Here is a 17,394-nt window from a genome sequence, read left to right on the forward strand (position 1 = left end):
CTATTCCGCGGGCGTGCCGGCCTTGGTGCGATCTGAGCCGGGGTCGGGCGCATGGCCCTTCTCCTGCAACTCCTCGAGCCACAAACCGTGGTGCTCACGCGCCCATTGCTCCTCGACCTCGCCCGAGCCCATGGCGTCGAACGCGCCCTCCATTCCGACAGAGCCGATATAGATATGCGCGAGGATGATCGCGGTCAGCACAAATGCCATGATCGAATGCCACAGCGTCGCCAGCTGCATTTCCTCATGCGGGGCAAGCATCTCGGGCAGTACGCCGAAACCCACGGCCTGCGGCAGCCCGGTGTCGTTGAGAATGGCAAAGGTCTTGGCGAACATCGGCAGTTCAAACGGGAACAGCAGCGACAGGCCCGAGGCCGAGATCGACGCCCCAAACACGATGGTCGCCCAGAAGATCATCTTCTGCCCGGCGTTGAATTTCTTGGCGGGCGGATGCACGCCCTTGGTGAAGATGCCCCCGCCGACAGCGAGCCATTTCAGGTCGGTTCGGTTGGGAATGTTGTGCAGAACCCACATGAAGAACACCATCACGAGGCCCAGCATGAAGGCCCAGGAAATGTTGTTATGAACCCATTTCGACCCCACGGCGATTGTCGAGAACGCCTCATGCCCCAGAAGCGGAATGACCACCATTCGGCCAAAAAGCACAACCAGACCGGTAATCGCCAATACGATGAACGAGCCCGCCATCAGCCAATGGCCAAAGCGCTCGACGGCCTGAAACCGGGTCACACTGCGCCCTGTCTTTTCGCCGTCGATGCGAATACGGCCACGGATCAGGAGAAAGAGCGCAAGCAACACAATCGTGATGCCAAGGAGATAGGCGCCATAAGTCGCCAGTGGTCCTTGGCGAAATGCCAGCCACGACATGCCGCCATCCTGAATGAGCACGCGTGCCTCCGGCCCGCCGGACGACACCTTGACGTCATCAAGACCATAACGCAGCGCGCGCCAGACCTCGGCGTCAGAGGACCCACCAAGCGTGCCCAACTGTCCTGCCATCCCGGCGGCATCGTCGCCGCCTGTGGCATTGCGACGGAACGAGTCATCGACCGGCTCACCGCGCTGACGGGCCAGAATATCTTCGAGCGTCTGTGCGCCACCGGTTGCGCCGCGGTCGGGGCCGGATGGGGCGGGCGTGTCCTGTGCTGCAGCGGGCAGGGCGAGCAGGAGACATAGAGCCATGCTGAGTAAAGCGCGCATCATATCCTCGATCATTGTATAAGCTTCCGATTTCCTTCAAGGAAATCGGATCGGAAACTTTCAAAGTTTCCGATGCCGGGCGTCTTGAGGACACCCTGCATCGGTCACCGGCCGGGACGGTGCCCGGCCGGTCCGTGACGGAACTCAGCCGCCGCTTTGCTGGCCGTAGGCACTGCCCCAGCCCCACGCGCCTGACCCAAAGCCGCGCGCCACGACGCGTTCACGGTAGATGCTCGAGACGACATCGCCGTCTCCAGCCAGAAGCGCCTTGGTCGAGCACATCTCGGCGCAGATGGGCAACTTGCCCTCGGCAATCCGGTTGCGCCCGTACTTCTGGAACTCGGCCTGGCTGTGGTTCTCTTCCGGGCCGCCCTTGCAGAAAGTACACTTGTCCATCTTGCCACGACTGCCGAAATTGCCCGCCTGCGGGAATTGCGGCGCACCGAAGGGGCACGCGTAGAAGCAATAGCCGCAACCGATGCACAGGTCCTTGGAGTGCAGAACCACGCCTTCCTCATCCTGGTAGAAACAATCCACCGGACAGACGGCCATGCAGGGCGCGTCCGAACAGTGCATGCACGCGACCGAGATCGAACGCTCACCCGGCTTGCCGTCGTTGATCGTCACCACCTTGCGGCGGTTGATCCCCCACGGCACCTCGTGCTCGTTCTTGCAGGCCGTGACGCAGGCGTTGCATTCGATGCAGCGTTCGGCGTCGCACAGAAACTTTGCTCTTGCCATATCAGTATCTCCTTATGCTGCAACGATTTTGCAGAGAGTCGCCTTGGTCTCCTGCATTTGCGTAACCGAGTCGTAGCCATAGGTCTGGGCGGTGTTCGTAGCTTCACCCAGAACATAGGGATCGGCGCCGTCGGGATACTTGTCCCGCAGGTCCTTGCCCTCGAAATGACCGCCGAAGTGGAACGGCATGAAAGCCACGCCCTGCCCCACACGTTCGGTCACCATCGCCATGACCTTGACCTTTCCGCCCTCGGGCCCTTCGACCCAGACCTGCGATCCGTCCCGGACGCCGATATTGTTGGCGTCATGCGGATTGATCTCGACGAACATGTCTTGCTGCAATTCCGCAAGCCACGGGTTCGAACGCGTCTCGTCGCCACCACCCTCGTATTCGACCAGACGGCCGGAGGTGAGGATGATCGGGTAATCCTTCGAGAAGTCGTTCTTCTGGATCGAGGCATACATGGTCGGCAGGCGGTAGGCGTGCCGGTCCTCGTAGGTCGGATAATCCGCCACCAGATCGCGCCGGTTGGTATAGAGCGGCTCGCGATGGATCGGCACCGGATCGGGGAAGGTCCAGACCACGGCGCGCGCCTTGGCATTGCCGAACGGGGCGCATTCATGGGCAATCGCCACCCGCTGGATGCCGCCCGAAAGGTCGGTTTTCCAGTTGGTGTCGGGGCCCGCGACCGCGTCGATCGCACTGCGTTCCTCGTCGGTCAGTTCGCTGTCCCAACCCAGATCCATCAGCATCTGCATGGTGAATTCCGGATACCCGTCCTGGATATCGGAGCCCGCCGAGTAGACGCCTTCGGCCAGCAGATTGTCGCCATCCCGCTCGACGCCGAAACGCGCGCGGAAGGTCAGACCACCCTCGGAGACCGGCTTGGACATATCGTAGAGGATATGCGTGCCCGGGTGCCCCATTTCGGGCGTGCCCCAGCAAGGCCACGGCAGACCGTAGGTCTCGCCATCCGCAGGCCCGCCAACGGCGCGCAGCGTGGTGCGGTCGAAGGTGTGCTGGTTGGCCATGTGCAGCTTCATCCGCTCAGGGCTCTGCCCGGTATAGCCAATCGTCCACATGCCGCGATTGAACTCGCGGGTGATGCTCTCGACATTCGGCGTCTCGGGGTCATCCATCTCGATATTGCGGAAGAACCGATCAGCCCAGCCGAACTTGTTGGCGAACTTGGCCATGATGACCTCGTCCGGCTTGCTCTCGAACAGAGGCTCGACCACGCGGTCCCGCCACTGGAGCGAGCGGTTCGAGGCGGTGACAGAGCCGCGCGTCTCGAACTGGGTACAGGCCGGCAGCAGGTAGACGCCATCGGTGCGGTCATGCATCACCGCCGAAACCGTCGGATAGGGATCGACCACGACCAGCATGTCGAGCTGTTCCATCGCCGTCTTCATTTCCTTGCCGCGCGTCTGGCTGTTGGGCGCATGCCCCCAGAGCACCATGGCCCGAACCTTGTTGGGGTTGTCCATGTTGGCAGGGTCTTCGAGCACGCCGTCGATCCAGCGGCTGACCGGGATACCGCTCAATTGCTGGAGCGACTGGTCCTTGCCATCCTTGTCCTTAATCGTGGCGAACTGGGCGTCGAGCCACTCCATATCCTCGCCCCAGACCCGGCCCCAATGCGCCCAGGACCCTTTTGCAAGGCCGTAATAGCCCGGCAGTGTGTGGCTGAGAACGCCGAGGTCCGTGGCACCCTGTACGTTGTCATGGCCACGGAAGATGTTGGTGCCGCCACCGGCGGTGCCCATGTTGCCGAGCGCCAGTTGCAGGATGCAGTAAGCGCGGGTGTTGTTGTTGCCGTTGGTGTGCTGCGTGCCACCCATGCACCAGATCACGGTGCCGGGACGACTATTGGCGAGCGTCCGCGCCACGCGGCGCAGCTGGCTGCCCGGCGCACCGGTCACCCGCTCCACCTCTTCGGGCGTCCACTTGGCCACCTCGTCGCGGATCTGGTCCATGCCCCAGACACGGGTGCGGATGAACTCCTTGTCCTCCCAGCCGTTCTCGAAGATGTGCCACAGGATGCCCCAGACGAGCGCCACGTCCGACCCGGGACGGAAGCGCACATATTCATCGGCATGCGCCGCCGTGCGGGTAAAGCGCGGGTCGCAGACGATGAGGGGGGCGTTGTTCTCTTCCTTGGCCTTCAGCACATGCAGGAGCGAGACGGGGTGCGCCTCGGCCGGGTTGCCGCCGATGATGAAGATCGCCTTGGAATTGTGGATGTCGTTGTAGCTGTTGGTCATGGCGCCGTAGCCCCATGTATTCGCAACGCCGGCCACGGTCGTCGAGTGACAGATCCGCGCCTGATGATCCACGTTGTTGGTGCCCCAATAGGCGGCGAACTTGCGGAAGAGATAGGCCTGCTCGTTATTGTGCTTGGCGCTGCCCAGCCAATAGACCGAATCCGGGCCGCTCTCTTCGCGGATCTTCATCATGCCGTCGCCGATCTCGTCGATCGCCTGTTCCCAACTGATGCGCTTCCACTCGCCGCCCTCTTTCTTCATTGGGTACTTGAGGCGGCGCTCGCCGTGCGCGTGCTCGCGCACCGACGCGCCCTTGGCGCAATGCGCCCCGAGGTTGAAGGGGCTGTCCCAGCCGGGCTCCTGACCCGTCCAGACACCGTTTTGCACCTCTGCCACGACCGTACAGCCGACCGAGCAATGGGTGCAGACGGATTTCACGGTTTGCACCGCCTCGACGGCGGCGCTTTGAGCATTCGCGCGAGTGACGGTGCCACCCATGGCACCGATGGCCGCCAGGCCACCGATGGCCAGACCGCTGCCGCGCAGGAACGCGCGGCGGTCGACCGATGTGTCGGCGACCTCAGACAGGATACTGGTCCGCTGGGGGCGTCGCGCAACCCCGTTGGTCTTTTTCCTAAGCATGTTTCTCTCTCCTCCCTGGGCCTGAATTCAGGCTGGGTACTGCGGTTTCCCCTGACAGTCGGGCGTCACGCAACCAGTCGTCAGCGGTGTTGGACGGCGTCCGGAACTTAGAACCGGGCGCTGTCAAAGTAAGCGCGGGTATGCGCGGTGTCCTGCATCTTGTCCGATGTCAGGTCGGGCTCGGCGGCTTCGGCCTTGCCCGCGGTCACCACGCTTGCGACCGCGACAGCGGGCGCGCCGGTGGCGGCCATCTTGAGGAAATCGCGGCGGCTGCTGCCATCCTCGGGTTTCCTGGTCATGAAGGTTTCCCTCCTCTGGTTATGGCAGGCTGATGCCCGCCGGTTAACGCGCGGGATCATCCCGCGCTCATCCGAAAGCCCTGCGTCTCGATCTCCATTAACACCCGCCCGACAGCACCGACCGAGGCATAGAGAACCGAATTACGCGCGGCCTCCAAATCGCTGAAAAAATGCCCGGCCCAAGGGCCGACATGCTTTGCAAAAAATGTCTTTTGCTCGGCGAGCGTTGCCGGTTTGCCGAAGCGGCCCCGGATCAACCCGGCCATCATCTCCATGCAGGAGGCGATATTATCCTCGGGCTCATAGACATTTTCGGCCCGCGTCATCCCGCGCGCGGCCATGTCCCGGCGCAGGCCGGCCAGCGGCTTTTCATTGAGAAAGCCGGTCAGGTAGTAGCTGGCATAGGGCAGCAGTTCACCCCGGCCCAGCCCGATGAAAAGCGCGTTGAACTCGCTCTCGACCGCGCCGGGCTTGCTCACGCGGGCGACGCGGGCGAGCGCCGCGATGGCCTGCCCCATATCGCTCTGATCACCGCTCAGCGCGGCGGTCTTGTCGAGCAGGTCCTGCCCCGGCGGGCGCGCCAGCAGGGCGGCGAGGAAATCATAAAGATCGGCGCGCAGTGCGTCCTCCTCAGCGATCTCCGGCGTGGCGGTCTGGTCTTGCATAAGGGCCTCTTGCTGGGTCATGCCGATGCTCCGGCGGTATCGTCAAACTCGAACCGCATGCGGCGGCGTGGCGGTGCGGCCTCCTCGGCCTCGGGCGTATCGGCCCAGGCATACGGCTCTGCCGTCTCCTGTCGCTCCTCGGCCTCCGCGACCTGCGGGTAGTCTTCTTCGGCCTCCTGCGGGGCTTCCTCAGCCTCAGGCTGCTCCGCCGCCTTCGCTTCGGCCTCGGCCTGCCGCGCCATTTCCTCGACATGGGCGGTCATGCCCTTGCCGACCTGATAGGCGGTCTGCATATTCTCGATCACTGTGGCGCTGTCGGTGAAATCCTCACCGTAATCGATCAGCCCGTCGAGATTGGCGAGCGCCGGGTTGCTCAGCCACAGCCGCCGCAGCGCACGGCGCCGCAGCCGGTCGGGCACGGCCTTGGCCATGAAGGCGCGAAAATCATCGCCGGGCTGCAACGTATCCGGATCAGGCAGGCCCAGTTCCTCGCAAAGCTCGGCATCGCTCTTCTCCGCCTGCTCCGCGTCCTGCACGGCGCGCGCCTCAGCCTCGGCCGCGCGGGCCTGCGCCTCGGCCTCGGCCTCGACCTGCGCCTTGCGGCGCGACCAGAAATCACCTCCCCGGCTCAATGCAACCTCCCTTTGCGCGCCATCACCGGCGCGCGATACACGTCGCTCATCTGCGGAATGCGCGGATCGCCGATGCCATCCTGCGCGTCGCCCATCGTCCGTTTGTCGCGACGGCGTTTCTTGAACTCCTCGTCCTCGTGATGCGCCTCGACAAAATCACGCACCCACGCCACGAGCCCTTCGGGCATCGGCACCTTCTCGACGATCTCTTCGCCGGTATCCGCGTAATCCTGTGCCTCGAAGGGCGACGCGGTGGCCAGCACCACGTCGAGCGGCGCGCCGTCGCGATGCGCGGCCGCCCCGTTGCGCATCACCACGTAAACAGACGGCACCTTGGCCGATATGCCTTGCAGATACGCTTCTGTCTGGGTGTGGTGCAATTCGACCTGTACGGTCGCGGCATGGTATTCCACTGCCTCGCCCTCGCGGCGCAATTCGCGCCACTCGGCAGGACCGGCCCCGGGCAACAGCGCTACCGCCCGCCACGACCACGCCGCCCACCGGGTCACACCCGGCGACTTTCGGATCACGATCCCCACCGGCATCGTCACCTCTTTTTCGTGGCTATGGGTCACGCGTCGTGCCATCCCCTTGCTGCGTGACACCAGATTGGTCCAGTTTCCTGACCGCGCAAAGCCCTTTTTGTGTGCAACGGTCCACTTTGAAACACAGGCGGACATTTTGGACCGGCATGACACGCGACCAGAACCCGAAGGGTCAAATTGTCCACACCCGCCCTCTCAATGCTGCAATGCCGCATTGCAAGATACTGAATTCAAACAGAATCAATCGGGATTAAAATCGCCCGCTCAACGTGCCCTCTGGCCGAACATCGTGATTCGAATTGCTGTTTACGAGGGCTTCGAATCATGCCTACTCTTGCGCCGAACAGACGGAAAACGTCGCCTTCCCAGCCGTGCAAAACACCCGGGGTGAAAATGCCTAAGCAACTGATATTGTGTGACTGTTCCGCGTCACAGACGATCGACACCGAGGGGTTGGAGACGGCCACCGGCCTGCCCTGCTCGCGGCTGCACAGCGCGCTTTGCACCGACGAGATCGGGTCGGCGGCCAAGGCGATCGAGAGCGGCGAGGCAATTATTTGCTGCGCGCAAGAGGCCCGGATATTCGAGGAGCTGGCCACCGATCTGGAGGCCGACACACCCGCCCTTGTCGATCTGCGCGACCGGGCCGGCTGGTCCGACGACCCGGCCCCGAAACTACCCAAAATGGCCGCATTGCTGGCCGAGGCAGCCCTGCCGACCCCACCGGAAAAGACCCTCGACGTGGTTTCCGAGGGGCTGTGCCTGATCATCGGGGCCTCCGACGTGGTGCTGCCCGCCGCCGAAAAACTGGCCCCGCTTCTGGGCGTCACGGTGCTGCTGACAGATGACACCGACCCGCCCGAGGCGCGCGAGTTCGATGCCATTCGGGGGCGTATCACGCAGGCAAGCGGGGCATTGGGCCAGTTCGAGTTACGCCTCGACGCGCTGCAACAGGTCAATCCCGGCGGTCGCGGGGCGCTGCGCTGGACCGCGCCCCGTGACGGCGGGCAGACGCAATGCGATGTCATTCTCGACCTTACGGGGGGCACGCCGATGTTCCCCGCCCCGCAGAAACGCGAGGGCTATCTGCGCGCCGATCCGGGCAGTCTGACGGCGGTCTCGGACGCGGTGTTCGAGGCGGCGCAACTGATCGGCACGTTCGAGAAACCGCTCTATGTGGCGCTTGAGCCGCTGATTTGCGCGCATAGCCGCGCCGAGCAGACCGGGTGCAGCAAATGCCTCGACATCTGCCCCACCGGCGCAATCTCACCGGATGGGGATCATGTCAGCATCGACCCGATGATCTGCGCGGGCTGCGGCGCCTGCGCCGCGCGCTGCCCCTCGGGGGCGATCACCTATGACGCGCCACCCCCCGACATGACGTTTCGGCGCATCCAGACGCTCGCCTCGGCCTATCGCAAGGCTGGCGGCGACGCGCCGCGCCTGCTGGTGCACGACGCGAGCCACGGGTCAGAGATGATCCGCCTCGCCGCGCGCCATGGGCGCGGGTTGCCCGCCGATGTGATCCCGCTGGAAGTGTCGGCGCTCTCTGGCTTTGGCCATGCCGAGATCCTCGCCGCCCTCGCCTCGGGCTTTGGGGCTGTCTCGATCCTGCTCTCGCCGCGCACCGAGCGCGACGCGCTGGATCAAGAAGTGCCGCTGGCACAAGCGATGGCGGGCGGTGCGCCTGTCGGGATGCTTGACCTCGCCGATCCCGACGCGCTCTGCGATGCGCTCTATGACGCCGAACCTGCCCCGGCGCTGTCCGAGCCGGTCCTGCCGATGGGCAGCCGCCGTCAGGTGGCCCGCCTTGCGGCCCGCGCGCTCAACACCGATGGCGGCACCCTGCCCCTGCCCGACGCCGCCCCCTATGGCGCGGTGCTGGTCGATCAGGATGCCTGCACGCTCTGCCTGTCATGCGTCTCGCTCTGCCCCTCGGGCGCGCTGATGGACAATGAGGACCTGCCGCAACTGCGCTTTCAGGAGGATGCCTGCCTGCAATGCGGGATTTGCGCCACGATCTGCCCCGAAAAGGCGATCACGCTGGAGCCGCAGATGAATCTAGACGACAGCGCCCTCACCCAGGTGGTGCTCAACGAGGAAGAGCCCTTCGCCTGCATCGAATGCGGCGTGCTTTTCGGGTCGAAATCCACCATTGAGCGGATCACCGAAAAGCTGGCGGGCAAGCATTCGATGTTCGCCACCTCGGACGCGGCGAAGATGATCCAGATGTGCGAAGGCTGCCGGATCAACGCGCAGTTCCACTCGGGCGACAATCCCTTTGCCGCAGGGCCGCGCCCGCGCGTGCGCACAACCGAGGATTACCTCAGCAAGCGCAAGGATCACTGAAATTGAATCGGCGCGCCCAGATCGGCGGGGGTCATCTCCGCCACATAGGCCAGGATCGCCTCCACCTCGTCGAGCGTCACCTCGACGGGGACAATCGGCGAGGGCCGGTTGATCGGAAACGGCGCGGTGACATCCTCGACCTGCGTGAAGGCGGCATGCGGCTTGAGCGCGTAAAAGCTTTGGAACCGCGCCGCCCAGTCGGGCATTGTGCGCAGCACGGCGAAGGATGGTGTGGAGCCCATGGCGTTCATCCGGTTTTCCGGGGCCACGACATGACAGCGCCCGCATTGCGCCAGCGACACCCGCTTGCCCTCGGATGCGTTGCCGTCAAAGTCAGGTACGGTCTCGGCCTCTTCGGCCACCTCCGGCAAGGTAAAGGGCGCGCGGCCCGCAACCTCATAGCTGGTGACGGTGCGCTGCCCGATCTCGGACGTCAGCCACTCGGCGAAGCGCACGGCCCCCGGATGGTCGCTCGCACGCGCCATGCGCCACAGACGGTCCTTGCCTTGAAACACGGGGCGTCCCGTCTCCGGACCAAGCGTCACCTCGGCCCTATCCTCCGGATTGACAACCTCGATCCGAACCCCGGTCTTGAGCGAGAAGCGCGGCAGCAGGTAGTCGAGCAGGCCAGTCTCCACCAGGGCGGCAGGCGCGCTCAGCCGAAACCTCTTGTCATCGGCGTGCGCCTGCTCCACGTCCAGCATGAGGCCAAGAGCCGCAAGCACGATCCACAGCCGGTTTGCCATATGAGAGATCACTCCGCGCATACCCAAGCCTAGAAAAGCGCCACTATCGGCGTCAAGTAGTCTGAACCACGAAGGGAGAATCCGATGACCGACGATTTCAACATGTCGATGCGCAAGTTCCTCAAGCAGGTGGGCGTCACCTCGCAGCAGGCCATCGAGGAGGGGCTGCGCGAGAAAGGCGCCACCGCCGGGCAGGAATTCGAGGCCAAGGTGGTCCTGACTGTCGACGGGCTCGATATCGAGCATGTCGTGACCGGCACGATCAAGGGGCAGGGCTGACGTGGCAGTGACACGAGAGAGCGTCCTCGCGGCGCTCAAGGACATAACCGATCCGGTGAGCGGATCGGATATCGTGGCGGCGGGCGTGATGCGCGCGCTGACCGTCGAGGGCGGCGCAGTGCGCTTCGTGCTGGAGATCGATCCGGGAAAGGCCGAGGCCTACAATCCGGTGCGCGATGCGGCCGAGGCGGCGGTCAAGGCGCTGCCGGGGGCCGAAACGGTCTCGGTCGTGCTCACCGGCCATTCCGCCAAGGCGCCGCCCGATCTCAAACCCGGCAAGCCCGCCGAGCCGAAGGGTCCCGAAAAAGTGCCCGGCGTCAATCACCTGATCGCGATTGCGAGCGGCAAGGGCGGCGTCGGCAAATCCACCGTGTCGGCCAACCTCGCCTGCGCGCTCGCCGCCGAGGGCCGCCGCGTCGGGCTGCTTGATGCGGATGTCTACGGGCCCTCGCAGCCGCGCATGCTCGGCGTGTCGGGCCGCCCGGCGAGCCCCGATGGCAAGACCATCCTGCCGATGCGCAATCACGGCGTGACGATGATGTCCATCGGCCTGATGACCAACGAGGGGCAGGCGGTGGTCTGGCGTGGTCCGATGCTGATGGGGGCGCTGCAACAGATGCTGATGCAGGTGCAATGGGGCGCGCTCGACTGTCTGCTGGTCGATCTGCCGCCCGGCACCGGCGACGTCTCGATGACGCTCGCGCAAAAGGCGCAAGTGGACGGTGCAATCATCGTCTCCACCCCGCAGGACGTGGCGCTCCTGGATGCCCGCAAGGGGATCGACATGTTCAACCAGCTGCACGTGCCGGTGCTGGGCATGATCGAGAACATGTCGACGCATATCTGCTCCAATTGCGGGCATGAGGAACACGTCTTCGGCCATGGCGGCGTCAAGCTGGAGGCCGAGAAACTGGGCGTGCCCCTGCTGGCGGAAATCCCGCTGCATCTCGATATTAGGCTCGCCTCGGATGGTGGCGCGCCTATCGTGGTGTCGAAACCCGACAGCGCGCAGGCTCAGGCGTTTCGCGACGTGGCCCGGCAGCTTATCGCACAGGGCGTGGCATGAGCACGCCCAGCTTTCCGCCGCTGATGTCGAGCCTTGCGGTCGAGGGAGCCATTGACCCATTCGAGAAGGCCTGCGCCATGGCCGCATTGGGCTGTGACGCAGGCCTGATCGTGCACAACGTGACGGCCAATCACCTGCTGGCCGCTCTCGTCATGGCCCCCGAGGTCCCGCTCGAAGAGGCGATGGCGATGCTGCCCGTCTGCGGCGTGGGGTTTCAGAACGCGCTCGGCGCGCTCGCCCCGCCCGAAGTGGCCGTGCACTTGGAATGGTCAGGCGGGCTGCGCATCAACGGTGCCGCTTGCGGGCGGCTGCGCGTCGCGGCGGGTGGCACCGCACCGGATGAGGAACCCGGCTGGCTCGTCGTCGGCCTTGAACTCCCTCTGATCCAGATCACCGAGCGGCCCGGCGACGCGCCCGATCAGACGGCACTCTATGACGAAGGCTGCGCCGAGGTCGATCCCGTGGGATTGCTGGAAGCCTGGGCGCGACACACGCTGGTCTGGATCAACCGGTGGGAAGAGGGTGGCCCCAAGGTCCTGCATTCCGAATGGCGTGGTCTGGCCCATGGCATCGGCGAGGACATCACCATTGACGGGCGCAGCGGCACCTATCTCGGCGTCGACGAGCGCTTCGGCTTGCTGTTGCGCGACGCCGACACCACCCACCTCATCCCCCTCAGCACCCGTCTGGAGACCCCGCAATGAAACTCGCCCGCGCGATCCATTTCGACGAAAGCGACCAACGCGTCTATCACAGCCCGGCCCGCACCGGCGAATGGTGCATCTGCGGCGGGTTCGAGTTTTCCAACTGGTCCGAGGCCGATCTGACCGGCAAATCCCGGCAGGCATTTTCCAATGGCTGGTTGGGGTTGGAGACATTCGGCCGCGTCACATTCGTCGCGGTCACGCAAATCGAAGAGGCGGAGGTCGAGACACTGACCCGCGCCCTCGCGCAGCATTTCGTGGACATCTACGGCGCACCCTCCATCGACGCCGCCTTGCCCGTGGCCCGCGATGAGATCACCCAGATGATCGAGCTTTGCGAGGATCACGCGCCCAACACCCTGCTCACCGTACTGCGTGAGTTGACCGAGGCTGGCGTGCGCGAGACGTTCAGCGTGATCGAGGCGCAGGAGGCAGAGCTGGAGCAATTCGCGATCCATGGCTCGCTGGACGAATAACGCTCCTCGCCTGGTGCCCGCGGCCGGACTCGAACCGGCACGGCCTTTCGGCCTGGAGATTTTAAGTCTCCTGTGTCTACCATTCCACCACGCGGGCAAGGGGCGGCGTTGGACGCGCGCGGACAATATCCGCTTTGTCCGGGGTGTAAAGCCAAAGCGGCGCGTCAGATGTCGTCTTCCAGCGCCTCAAGCCCCGGCAGCAGATGCCGCTCGGTCAGCCACGGGTTGAGGTCAAGCGCGCGGCGCAGGATCAGCGCCGCCTCGCCCGGGCGCTGCAACGCCACAAGCGTCAGCGCCTGCCCGGTCATCGCCGCGATATGGCGCGGCGACAATTCCAGCGCCCGCTCCAGATCCGGCAGCGCCGCAGCGTAATCCTGCATTATGAAATTGACGAAGGCGCGCTGATTGTAGCCCTCGGCATAGTTTGGGCAGTAGGCGATCAGCGCGTCGAACGCATCCACGGCACCGGCGAAATCATAGGCCTCGCGCCGCGTCATGCCCTCGTCGAGCAGGTCTTGCGCACGCGCGTCCGGGGCATCGGCCCAATATTCCCACATCTCGTTTGAAATGCGCTGCGCGGTACGCTCGTCCTCGGCCTCCTGCACGTCCTCGATCAAGCCAGCAATGGCCGCGCGGTGATCGGGCGGCTTGGGGCAGGTCTGGGCAATCGCCGGTCCGGCCGATAGCAGAAGCGCGGTCAGGGCAAATCTCATGCAACATATAATGATGCCTCAGGGCCAAAGGTCAAATCACGTCCGAGAGCGCGTTCTCCTTGACCGCCTGCATCGCCACATAGGTCGAGGTATTGGCCAGATGCGGCAGGCCCGAGATATGCTCGGCCAGAACCCGGCGGTAATCGGCCATGCTCTGCGTGCGGATCTTCAGAAGGTAGTCGAAATTCCCGGCGATGAGATGCACCTGCTCGATCTCGGGCACCTTGGAGACGGCGGCATTGAACTCGGCCAGCGCTGCCTCGCGCGTGTCATGCAGCCGCACCTCGACGAAACTGACGTGATCCAGCCCCAGCCGGATCGGATCGAAAAGCGCGCGGTAGCCGGTAATCACCCCGTCCCGCTCCAGCCGCCGCAGACGCGCCTGCGTGGGTGATTTCGACAGGCCAATGGCCTTGGCGAGGTCGGTCACGCTGATCCGCCCGTCACCCGCCAGAACCCGCAGAATCGCCCGATCGAAACGGTCGAGATCAAGCTGTTCACTTTGATCCACTTTTCTCTCCAATTCGATGCGACTGGCCTGAGATTTCAGTCTAATCGGGAAAAGTCACTTAGACAATGATGGTAGCATCGCCCAACCACTCATGGGGGAGCAGCCATGCCATATGATACCGATATCCGCCGCGCCATCGACCTTGGCACCTATGCCGACGAGGCCGAGACGCTGGCCCGCCTGACCGAGATCGCCGACCTCTCGCCCGAGGACCGCGCGCGCATCTGCGACCGTGCTGCGCAATTGGTGCGCGACATTCGCCGCCGGTCTGATACCGGGCTGATGGAGGTGTTTCTGGCCGAATACGGCCTCTCGACCGACGAGGGTATCGCGCTGATGTGTCTGGCCGAGGCGCTCTTGCGGGTGCCCGATGCCGACACCATCGACGCCCTCATTGAGGACAAGATCGGGCCCTCGGACTGGGGCAAGCATATGGGGCATTCCACCTCGCCGCTGGTCAATGCCTCGACCTGGGCCTTGATGCTGACCGGCAAGGTGCTCAAGGACGAACAGCCCGGCCCGGTGGGCCATCTGCGCGGTGCCATCAAGCGATTGGGCGAGCCGGTGATCCGCACCGCCACGGGCCGCGCGATGAAGGAAATGGGCCGTCAATTCGTGCTGGGTGAGACCATTCAGGCCGCGATGGACCGCGCGGCGGGGATGGAGAAGAAAGGCTACAGCTATTCCTACGACATGCTGGGCGAGGCCGCGCGCACCGATGCCGACGCCACCCGCTACCACCTCAGCTATTCCCGCGCGATCAGCGCCATCGCCAATGCCTGCACCAACAAGGACATCCGCGACAATCCCGGTATTTCCGTGAAACTCTCGGCGCTGCATCCGCGCTACGAGGTAGCACAGCGCGACGAGGTGATGAACATCCTCGTGCCGCGCCTGCGCTCACTCGCGCTGCTGGCGAAATCGGCCAAGATGGGCCTCAACATCGACGCCGAGGAGGCCGACCGCCTTGCGCTCTCGCTCGATGTGATCGAGAGCGTGCTCTCGGAGCCTGCACTTGCCGGTTGGGACGGGTTCGGCGTGGTGGTGCAGGCCTACGGGCAACGCGCCGCCCATGTGCTCGACTACCTGCATGATCTGGCCACCAAACTCGACCGCCGGATCATGGTTCGGCTCGTGAAGGGCGCCTACTGGGACACCGAGATCAAGCGCGCGCAGGTCGAAGGCGTCGACGGCTTTCCGGTCTTCACCTCGAAACCCGCAACCGACATTTCCTATATCGCGAACGCGCGCAAACTGCTGGCGATGACCGACCGCATCTATCCGCAATTCGCCACCCACAACGCCCACACGGCGGCGGCGATCCTCGACATGGCGACGGATAAATCCACCTTCGAGTTCCAGCGCCTGCACGGCATGGGCGAGGCGCTGCATGACATCATCCTGAAATCCGAGGGCACGCGCTGCCGCATCTACGCCCCCGTCGGCGCGCATCGCGACCTGCTGGCCTATCTGGTGCGCCGCCTGCTGGAAAACGGGGCAAATTCCAGCTTCGTCAACCAGATCGTGGATGAGGATGTGGCCCCCGAGACCGTCGCCCGCGACCCGTTCGAGGCGGTGAATGATCCGCAGCCGCACCTGCCCACCGGGCCGGACCTGTTCCAGCCCGAGCGGCCCAATTCACGCGGCTTTGATCTGACCCATCAGCCAACGCTCGACTCCATCGAGGCCGCCCGCGCGCCCTATGCGTCGCACCAATGGGCCGCCGCACCACTGCTGGCGGGCAAGGCGCAACCGAAAGAGCCAGAGCGCGTCGAGAACCCCGCCGATCCCGCCGACAGCCCCGGCACCGTCGCCTGGGCCTCGGAGGAGGATATCGAGACGGCGCTTGCGGCGGCCAAGCCATGGCAGGCCACGGCAGCCGAGCGCGCCAAGATCCTCAACAAAGTGGCCGATCTCTACGAGGAGAATTACGGCGAGGTTTTCGCGATCCTGCACCGCGAGGCCGGGAAATCCATTCTCGACGCGGTGGCCGAGTTGCGCGAGGCGGTGGATTTCCTGCGCTACTACGCGGCCAATGCGCCAGAGGGGCAGCCCATCGGCACCTTCACCTGCATCAGCCCCTGGAACTTCCCGCTTGCCATCTTTACCGGCCAGATCGCGGCGGCGCTCGCCGCAGGCAACGCAGTGCTGTCGAAACCCGCCGAGCAGACCCCGCTGATCGCGCATCTGGCCATCGGCCTGATGCACAAGGCCGGCGTGCCCGAGACGGCGCTGCAACTGCTGCCCGGTGCCGGACAGGTCGGCGCGGCGCTCACCTCCGACGCCCGCGTCGGCGGCGTGGCCTTCACCGGCTCGACCGACACCGCGTTGAAAATCCGTGGCGCAATGGTCAAGCACCTCGCCCCCGGCGCGCCGCTCATCGCCGAAACCGGCGGGATGAACGCGATGATCGTCGATAGCACCGCCCTGCCGGAACAGGCGGTGCAGGCGATCGTCGAGAGCGCCTTCCAATCCGCCGGGCAACGCTGCTCCGCGCTGCGCTGTCTTTATGTGCAGGAGGACATCGCCGAGGGCTTTACCGAGATGCTCACCGGCGCGATGGACGCGCTGCATGTCGGCCACCCCTGGCACCTCTCGACCGATTGCGGCCCGGTGATTGACGAAGAGGCGCGCGCCGGGATTGCCGAACATATCCAGCAGGCCCGCGCCGACGGGCGGCTGTTGCACGAGCTCAAGACCCCCAATGCCGGGACATTCATCGCGCCCACGCTGATCAAGGTTGGCGGCATCGAGGATATGGAGCGCGAGATCTTTGGCCCGGTCCTGCATCTCGCGACCTTCAAGTCGCGCAACCTCGACAAGGTGATCGGTGCGATCAACGCCACCGGCTATGGCCTGACCTTCGGCCTGATGACCCGGATCGACGACCGCGTGCAGCATGTGACCGAGGCGGTGCATGCGGGCAATATCTATGTCAACCGCAACCAGATCGGCGCCATCGTGGGCAGCCAGCCGTTCGGCGGTGAGGGCATGTCGGGCACCGGCCCCAAGGCGGGAGGGCCGCACTACCTGACACGGTTCTGCGCCCATCCCGCGCCGGTGGAGGGCGAGAAATGGGACGCGGCCATGCCCGTCGCCGCCGTGCAAAAGGCGCTCGATGCCGCCAACACGGCCCCGCACAGCCCGCGCGAGGCCCTCGTCCTGCCCGGCCCCACGGGTGAGTCGAACCGGCTGACGACGCATCTGCGCCCGGCGCTTCTGTGCCTCGGGCCGGGGCGCGAGGCGGCAGCGGCACAGGCGCGTGCCGTTGCCAAACTCGGTGGTGTCGCGGTCGAGGCGTCGGGCCGCGTCGATCCGCACGCGCTCAAGACCATGGGCGGGCTCTCGGGTGCGCTCTGGTGGGGCGACGCGCGCGACGCCCGCGCCTATGCGCAGGCCCTCGCCGAACGCGCGGGCCCGATCCTGCCGCTGATCACCGGGCGACCCGACACCGGCCACGCCCTGCTTGAGCGGCATGTCTGCGTCGACACCACGGCGGCGGGCGGCAATGCAGCGCTCTTGGGTGGCATGTCCTGATCG

General features: G+C 65.0%; 16 protein-coding genes and 1 tRNA gene. 6 read left to right on the top strand and 11 right to left on the bottom strand.

Translation table 11 applies throughout. The features are described from left to right. From RID11_RS20470 to RID11_RS20500, 7 genes are all read right to left on the bottom strand, one after another. Window positions 1–1,224, bottom strand: a complete 1,224-nt coding sequence (locus tag RID11_RS20470) for a formate dehydrogenase subunit gamma (RefSeq protein WP_350142210.1) — start codon at window positions 1,222–1,224, stop codon at window positions 1–3. A gap of 141 nt (window positions 1,225–1,365) precedes the next feature. Further along, window positions 1,366–1,962, bottom strand: a complete 597-nt coding sequence (gene fdh3B / locus RID11_RS20475) for a formate dehydrogenase FDH3 subunit beta (RefSeq protein WP_050664169.1) — start codon at window positions 1,960–1,962, stop codon at window positions 1,366–1,368. A gap of 12 nt (window positions 1,963–1,974) precedes the next feature. After that, window positions 1,975–4,869 (bottom strand): formate dehydrogenase subunit alpha, encoded by a 2,895-nt coding sequence (locus RID11_RS20480; RefSeq protein ID WP_350142158.1) that lies wholly within the window; start codon window positions 4,867–4,869, stop codon window positions 1,975–1,977. 107 nt (window positions 4,870–4,976) lie between these two features. Then, window positions 4,977–5,168: a ubiquinol-cytochrome c reductase iron-sulfur subunit N-terminal domain-containing protein gene (locus RID11_RS20485; RefSeq protein ID WP_050664171.1), complete on the bottom strand. Its 192-nt coding sequence runs from the start codon at window positions 5,166–5,168 to the stop codon at window positions 4,977–4,979. A 56-nt stretch (window positions 5,169–5,224) separates the two neighbouring features. Continuing rightward, window positions 5,225–5,854: a TorD/DmsD family molecular chaperone gene (locus RID11_RS20490; protein WP_350142159.1), complete on the bottom strand. Its 630-nt coding sequence runs from the start codon at window positions 5,852–5,854 to the stop codon at window positions 5,225–5,227. Then, a complete protein-coding gene (locus RID11_RS20495; protein ID WP_350142160.1) occupies window positions 5,851–6,465 on the bottom strand; it encodes a DUF3306 domain-containing protein in 615 nt (204 codons plus the stop codon). The genes RID11_RS20490 and RID11_RS20495 overlap by 4 nt, the downstream gene beginning before the upstream one ends. Further along, window positions 6,462–7,052 (bottom strand): DUF3305 domain-containing protein, encoded by a 591-nt coding sequence (locus tag RID11_RS20500; protein ID WP_350142161.1) that lies wholly within the window; start codon window positions 7,050–7,052, stop codon window positions 6,462–6,464. Before RID11_RS20500 ends, RID11_RS20495 begins: the two co-directional genes overlap by 4 nt. A gap of 351 nt (window positions 7,053–7,403) precedes the next feature. Between RID11_RS20500 and RID11_RS20505 the strand changes: the two genes are divergently transcribed. Next, window positions 7,404–9,359, top strand: coding sequence for a 4Fe-4S binding protein (locus RID11_RS20505; protein ID WP_350142162.1), 1,956 nt, complete (start codon window positions 7,404–7,406; stop codon window positions 9,357–9,359). On the opposite strand, the gene RID11_RS20510 is transcribed toward RID11_RS20505, so the two are convergent. Further along, entirely contained in the window at window positions 9,353–10,105 is a 753-nt protein-coding gene (locus RID11_RS20510) for a hypothetical protein (protein ID WP_350142163.1), read from the bottom strand. The two genes, RID11_RS20505 and RID11_RS20510, sit on opposite strands and share 7 nt — an antisense overlap. Before the next feature lie 84 nt (window positions 10,106–10,189). Between RID11_RS20510 and RID11_RS20515 the strand changes: the two genes are divergently transcribed. The 4 genes from RID11_RS20515 to RID11_RS20530 are packed head-to-tail and all read left to right on the top strand — an operon-like array spanning window position 10,190 to window position 12,630. Then, the gene (locus RID11_RS20515; protein WP_350142164.1) at window positions 10,190–10,384 is read left to right on the top strand and encodes a DUF6494 family protein; all 195 of its coding nucleotides are present in this window, start codon (window positions 10,190–10,192) and stop codon (window positions 10,382–10,384) included. A 1-nt stretch (window position 10,385) separates the two neighbouring features. Next, window positions 10,386–11,450: an Mrp/NBP35 family ATP-binding protein gene (locus tag RID11_RS20520; RefSeq protein WP_350142165.1), complete on the top strand. Its 1,065-nt coding sequence runs from the start codon at window positions 10,386–10,388 to the stop codon at window positions 11,448–11,450. Then, entirely contained in the window at window positions 11,447–12,154 is a 708-nt protein-coding gene (locus RID11_RS20525) for a biotin/lipoate--protein ligase family protein (RefSeq protein WP_350142166.1), read from the top strand. The genes RID11_RS20520 and RID11_RS20525 overlap by 4 nt, the downstream gene beginning before the upstream one ends. Then, a complete protein-coding gene (locus tag RID11_RS20530) occupies window positions 12,151–12,630 on the top strand; it encodes a DUF6505 family protein (RefSeq protein WP_350142167.1) in 480 nt (159 codons plus the stop codon). The genes RID11_RS20525 and RID11_RS20530 overlap by 4 nt, the downstream gene beginning before the upstream one ends. Window positions 12,631–12,641: 11 nt before the next feature. Here the strand turns inward: RID11_RS20530 and RID11_RS20535 are convergent. The 3 genes from RID11_RS20535 to RID11_RS20545 all read right to left on the bottom strand — a co-directional run bounded on the left by RID11_RS20535 (window position 12,642) and on the right by RID11_RS20545 (window position 13,854). Next, a tRNA-Leu gene (locus tag RID11_RS20535) sits at window positions 12,642–12,727 on the bottom strand. 67 nt (window positions 12,728–12,794) lie between these two features. Further along, window positions 12,795–13,343, bottom strand: coding sequence for a tetratricopeptide repeat protein (locus tag RID11_RS20540; protein WP_350142168.1), 549 nt, complete (start codon window positions 13,341–13,343; stop codon window positions 12,795–12,797). A gap of 31 nt (window positions 13,344–13,374) precedes the next feature. After that, entirely contained in the window at window positions 13,375–13,854 is a 480-nt protein-coding gene (locus RID11_RS20545) for an Lrp/AsnC family transcriptional regulator (RefSeq protein ID WP_297771020.1), read from the bottom strand. 105 nt (window positions 13,855–13,959) lie between these two features. On the opposite strand from RID11_RS20545, the gene putA reads away from it, so the two are divergent. Continuing rightward, window positions 13,960–17,391: a bifunctional proline dehydrogenase/L-glutamate gamma-semialdehyde dehydrogenase PutA gene (gene putA / locus RID11_RS20550; RefSeq protein WP_350142169.1), complete on the top strand. Its 3,432-nt coding sequence runs from the start codon at window positions 13,960–13,962 to the stop codon at window positions 17,389–17,391. Window positions 17,392–17,394: the final 3 nt, after the last annotated feature.

Source organism: Roseovarius sp., assembly GCF_040219995.1.
Taxonomy (GTDB): domain Bacteria; phylum Pseudomonadota; class Alphaproteobacteria; order Rhodobacterales; family Rhodobacteraceae; genus Roseovarius.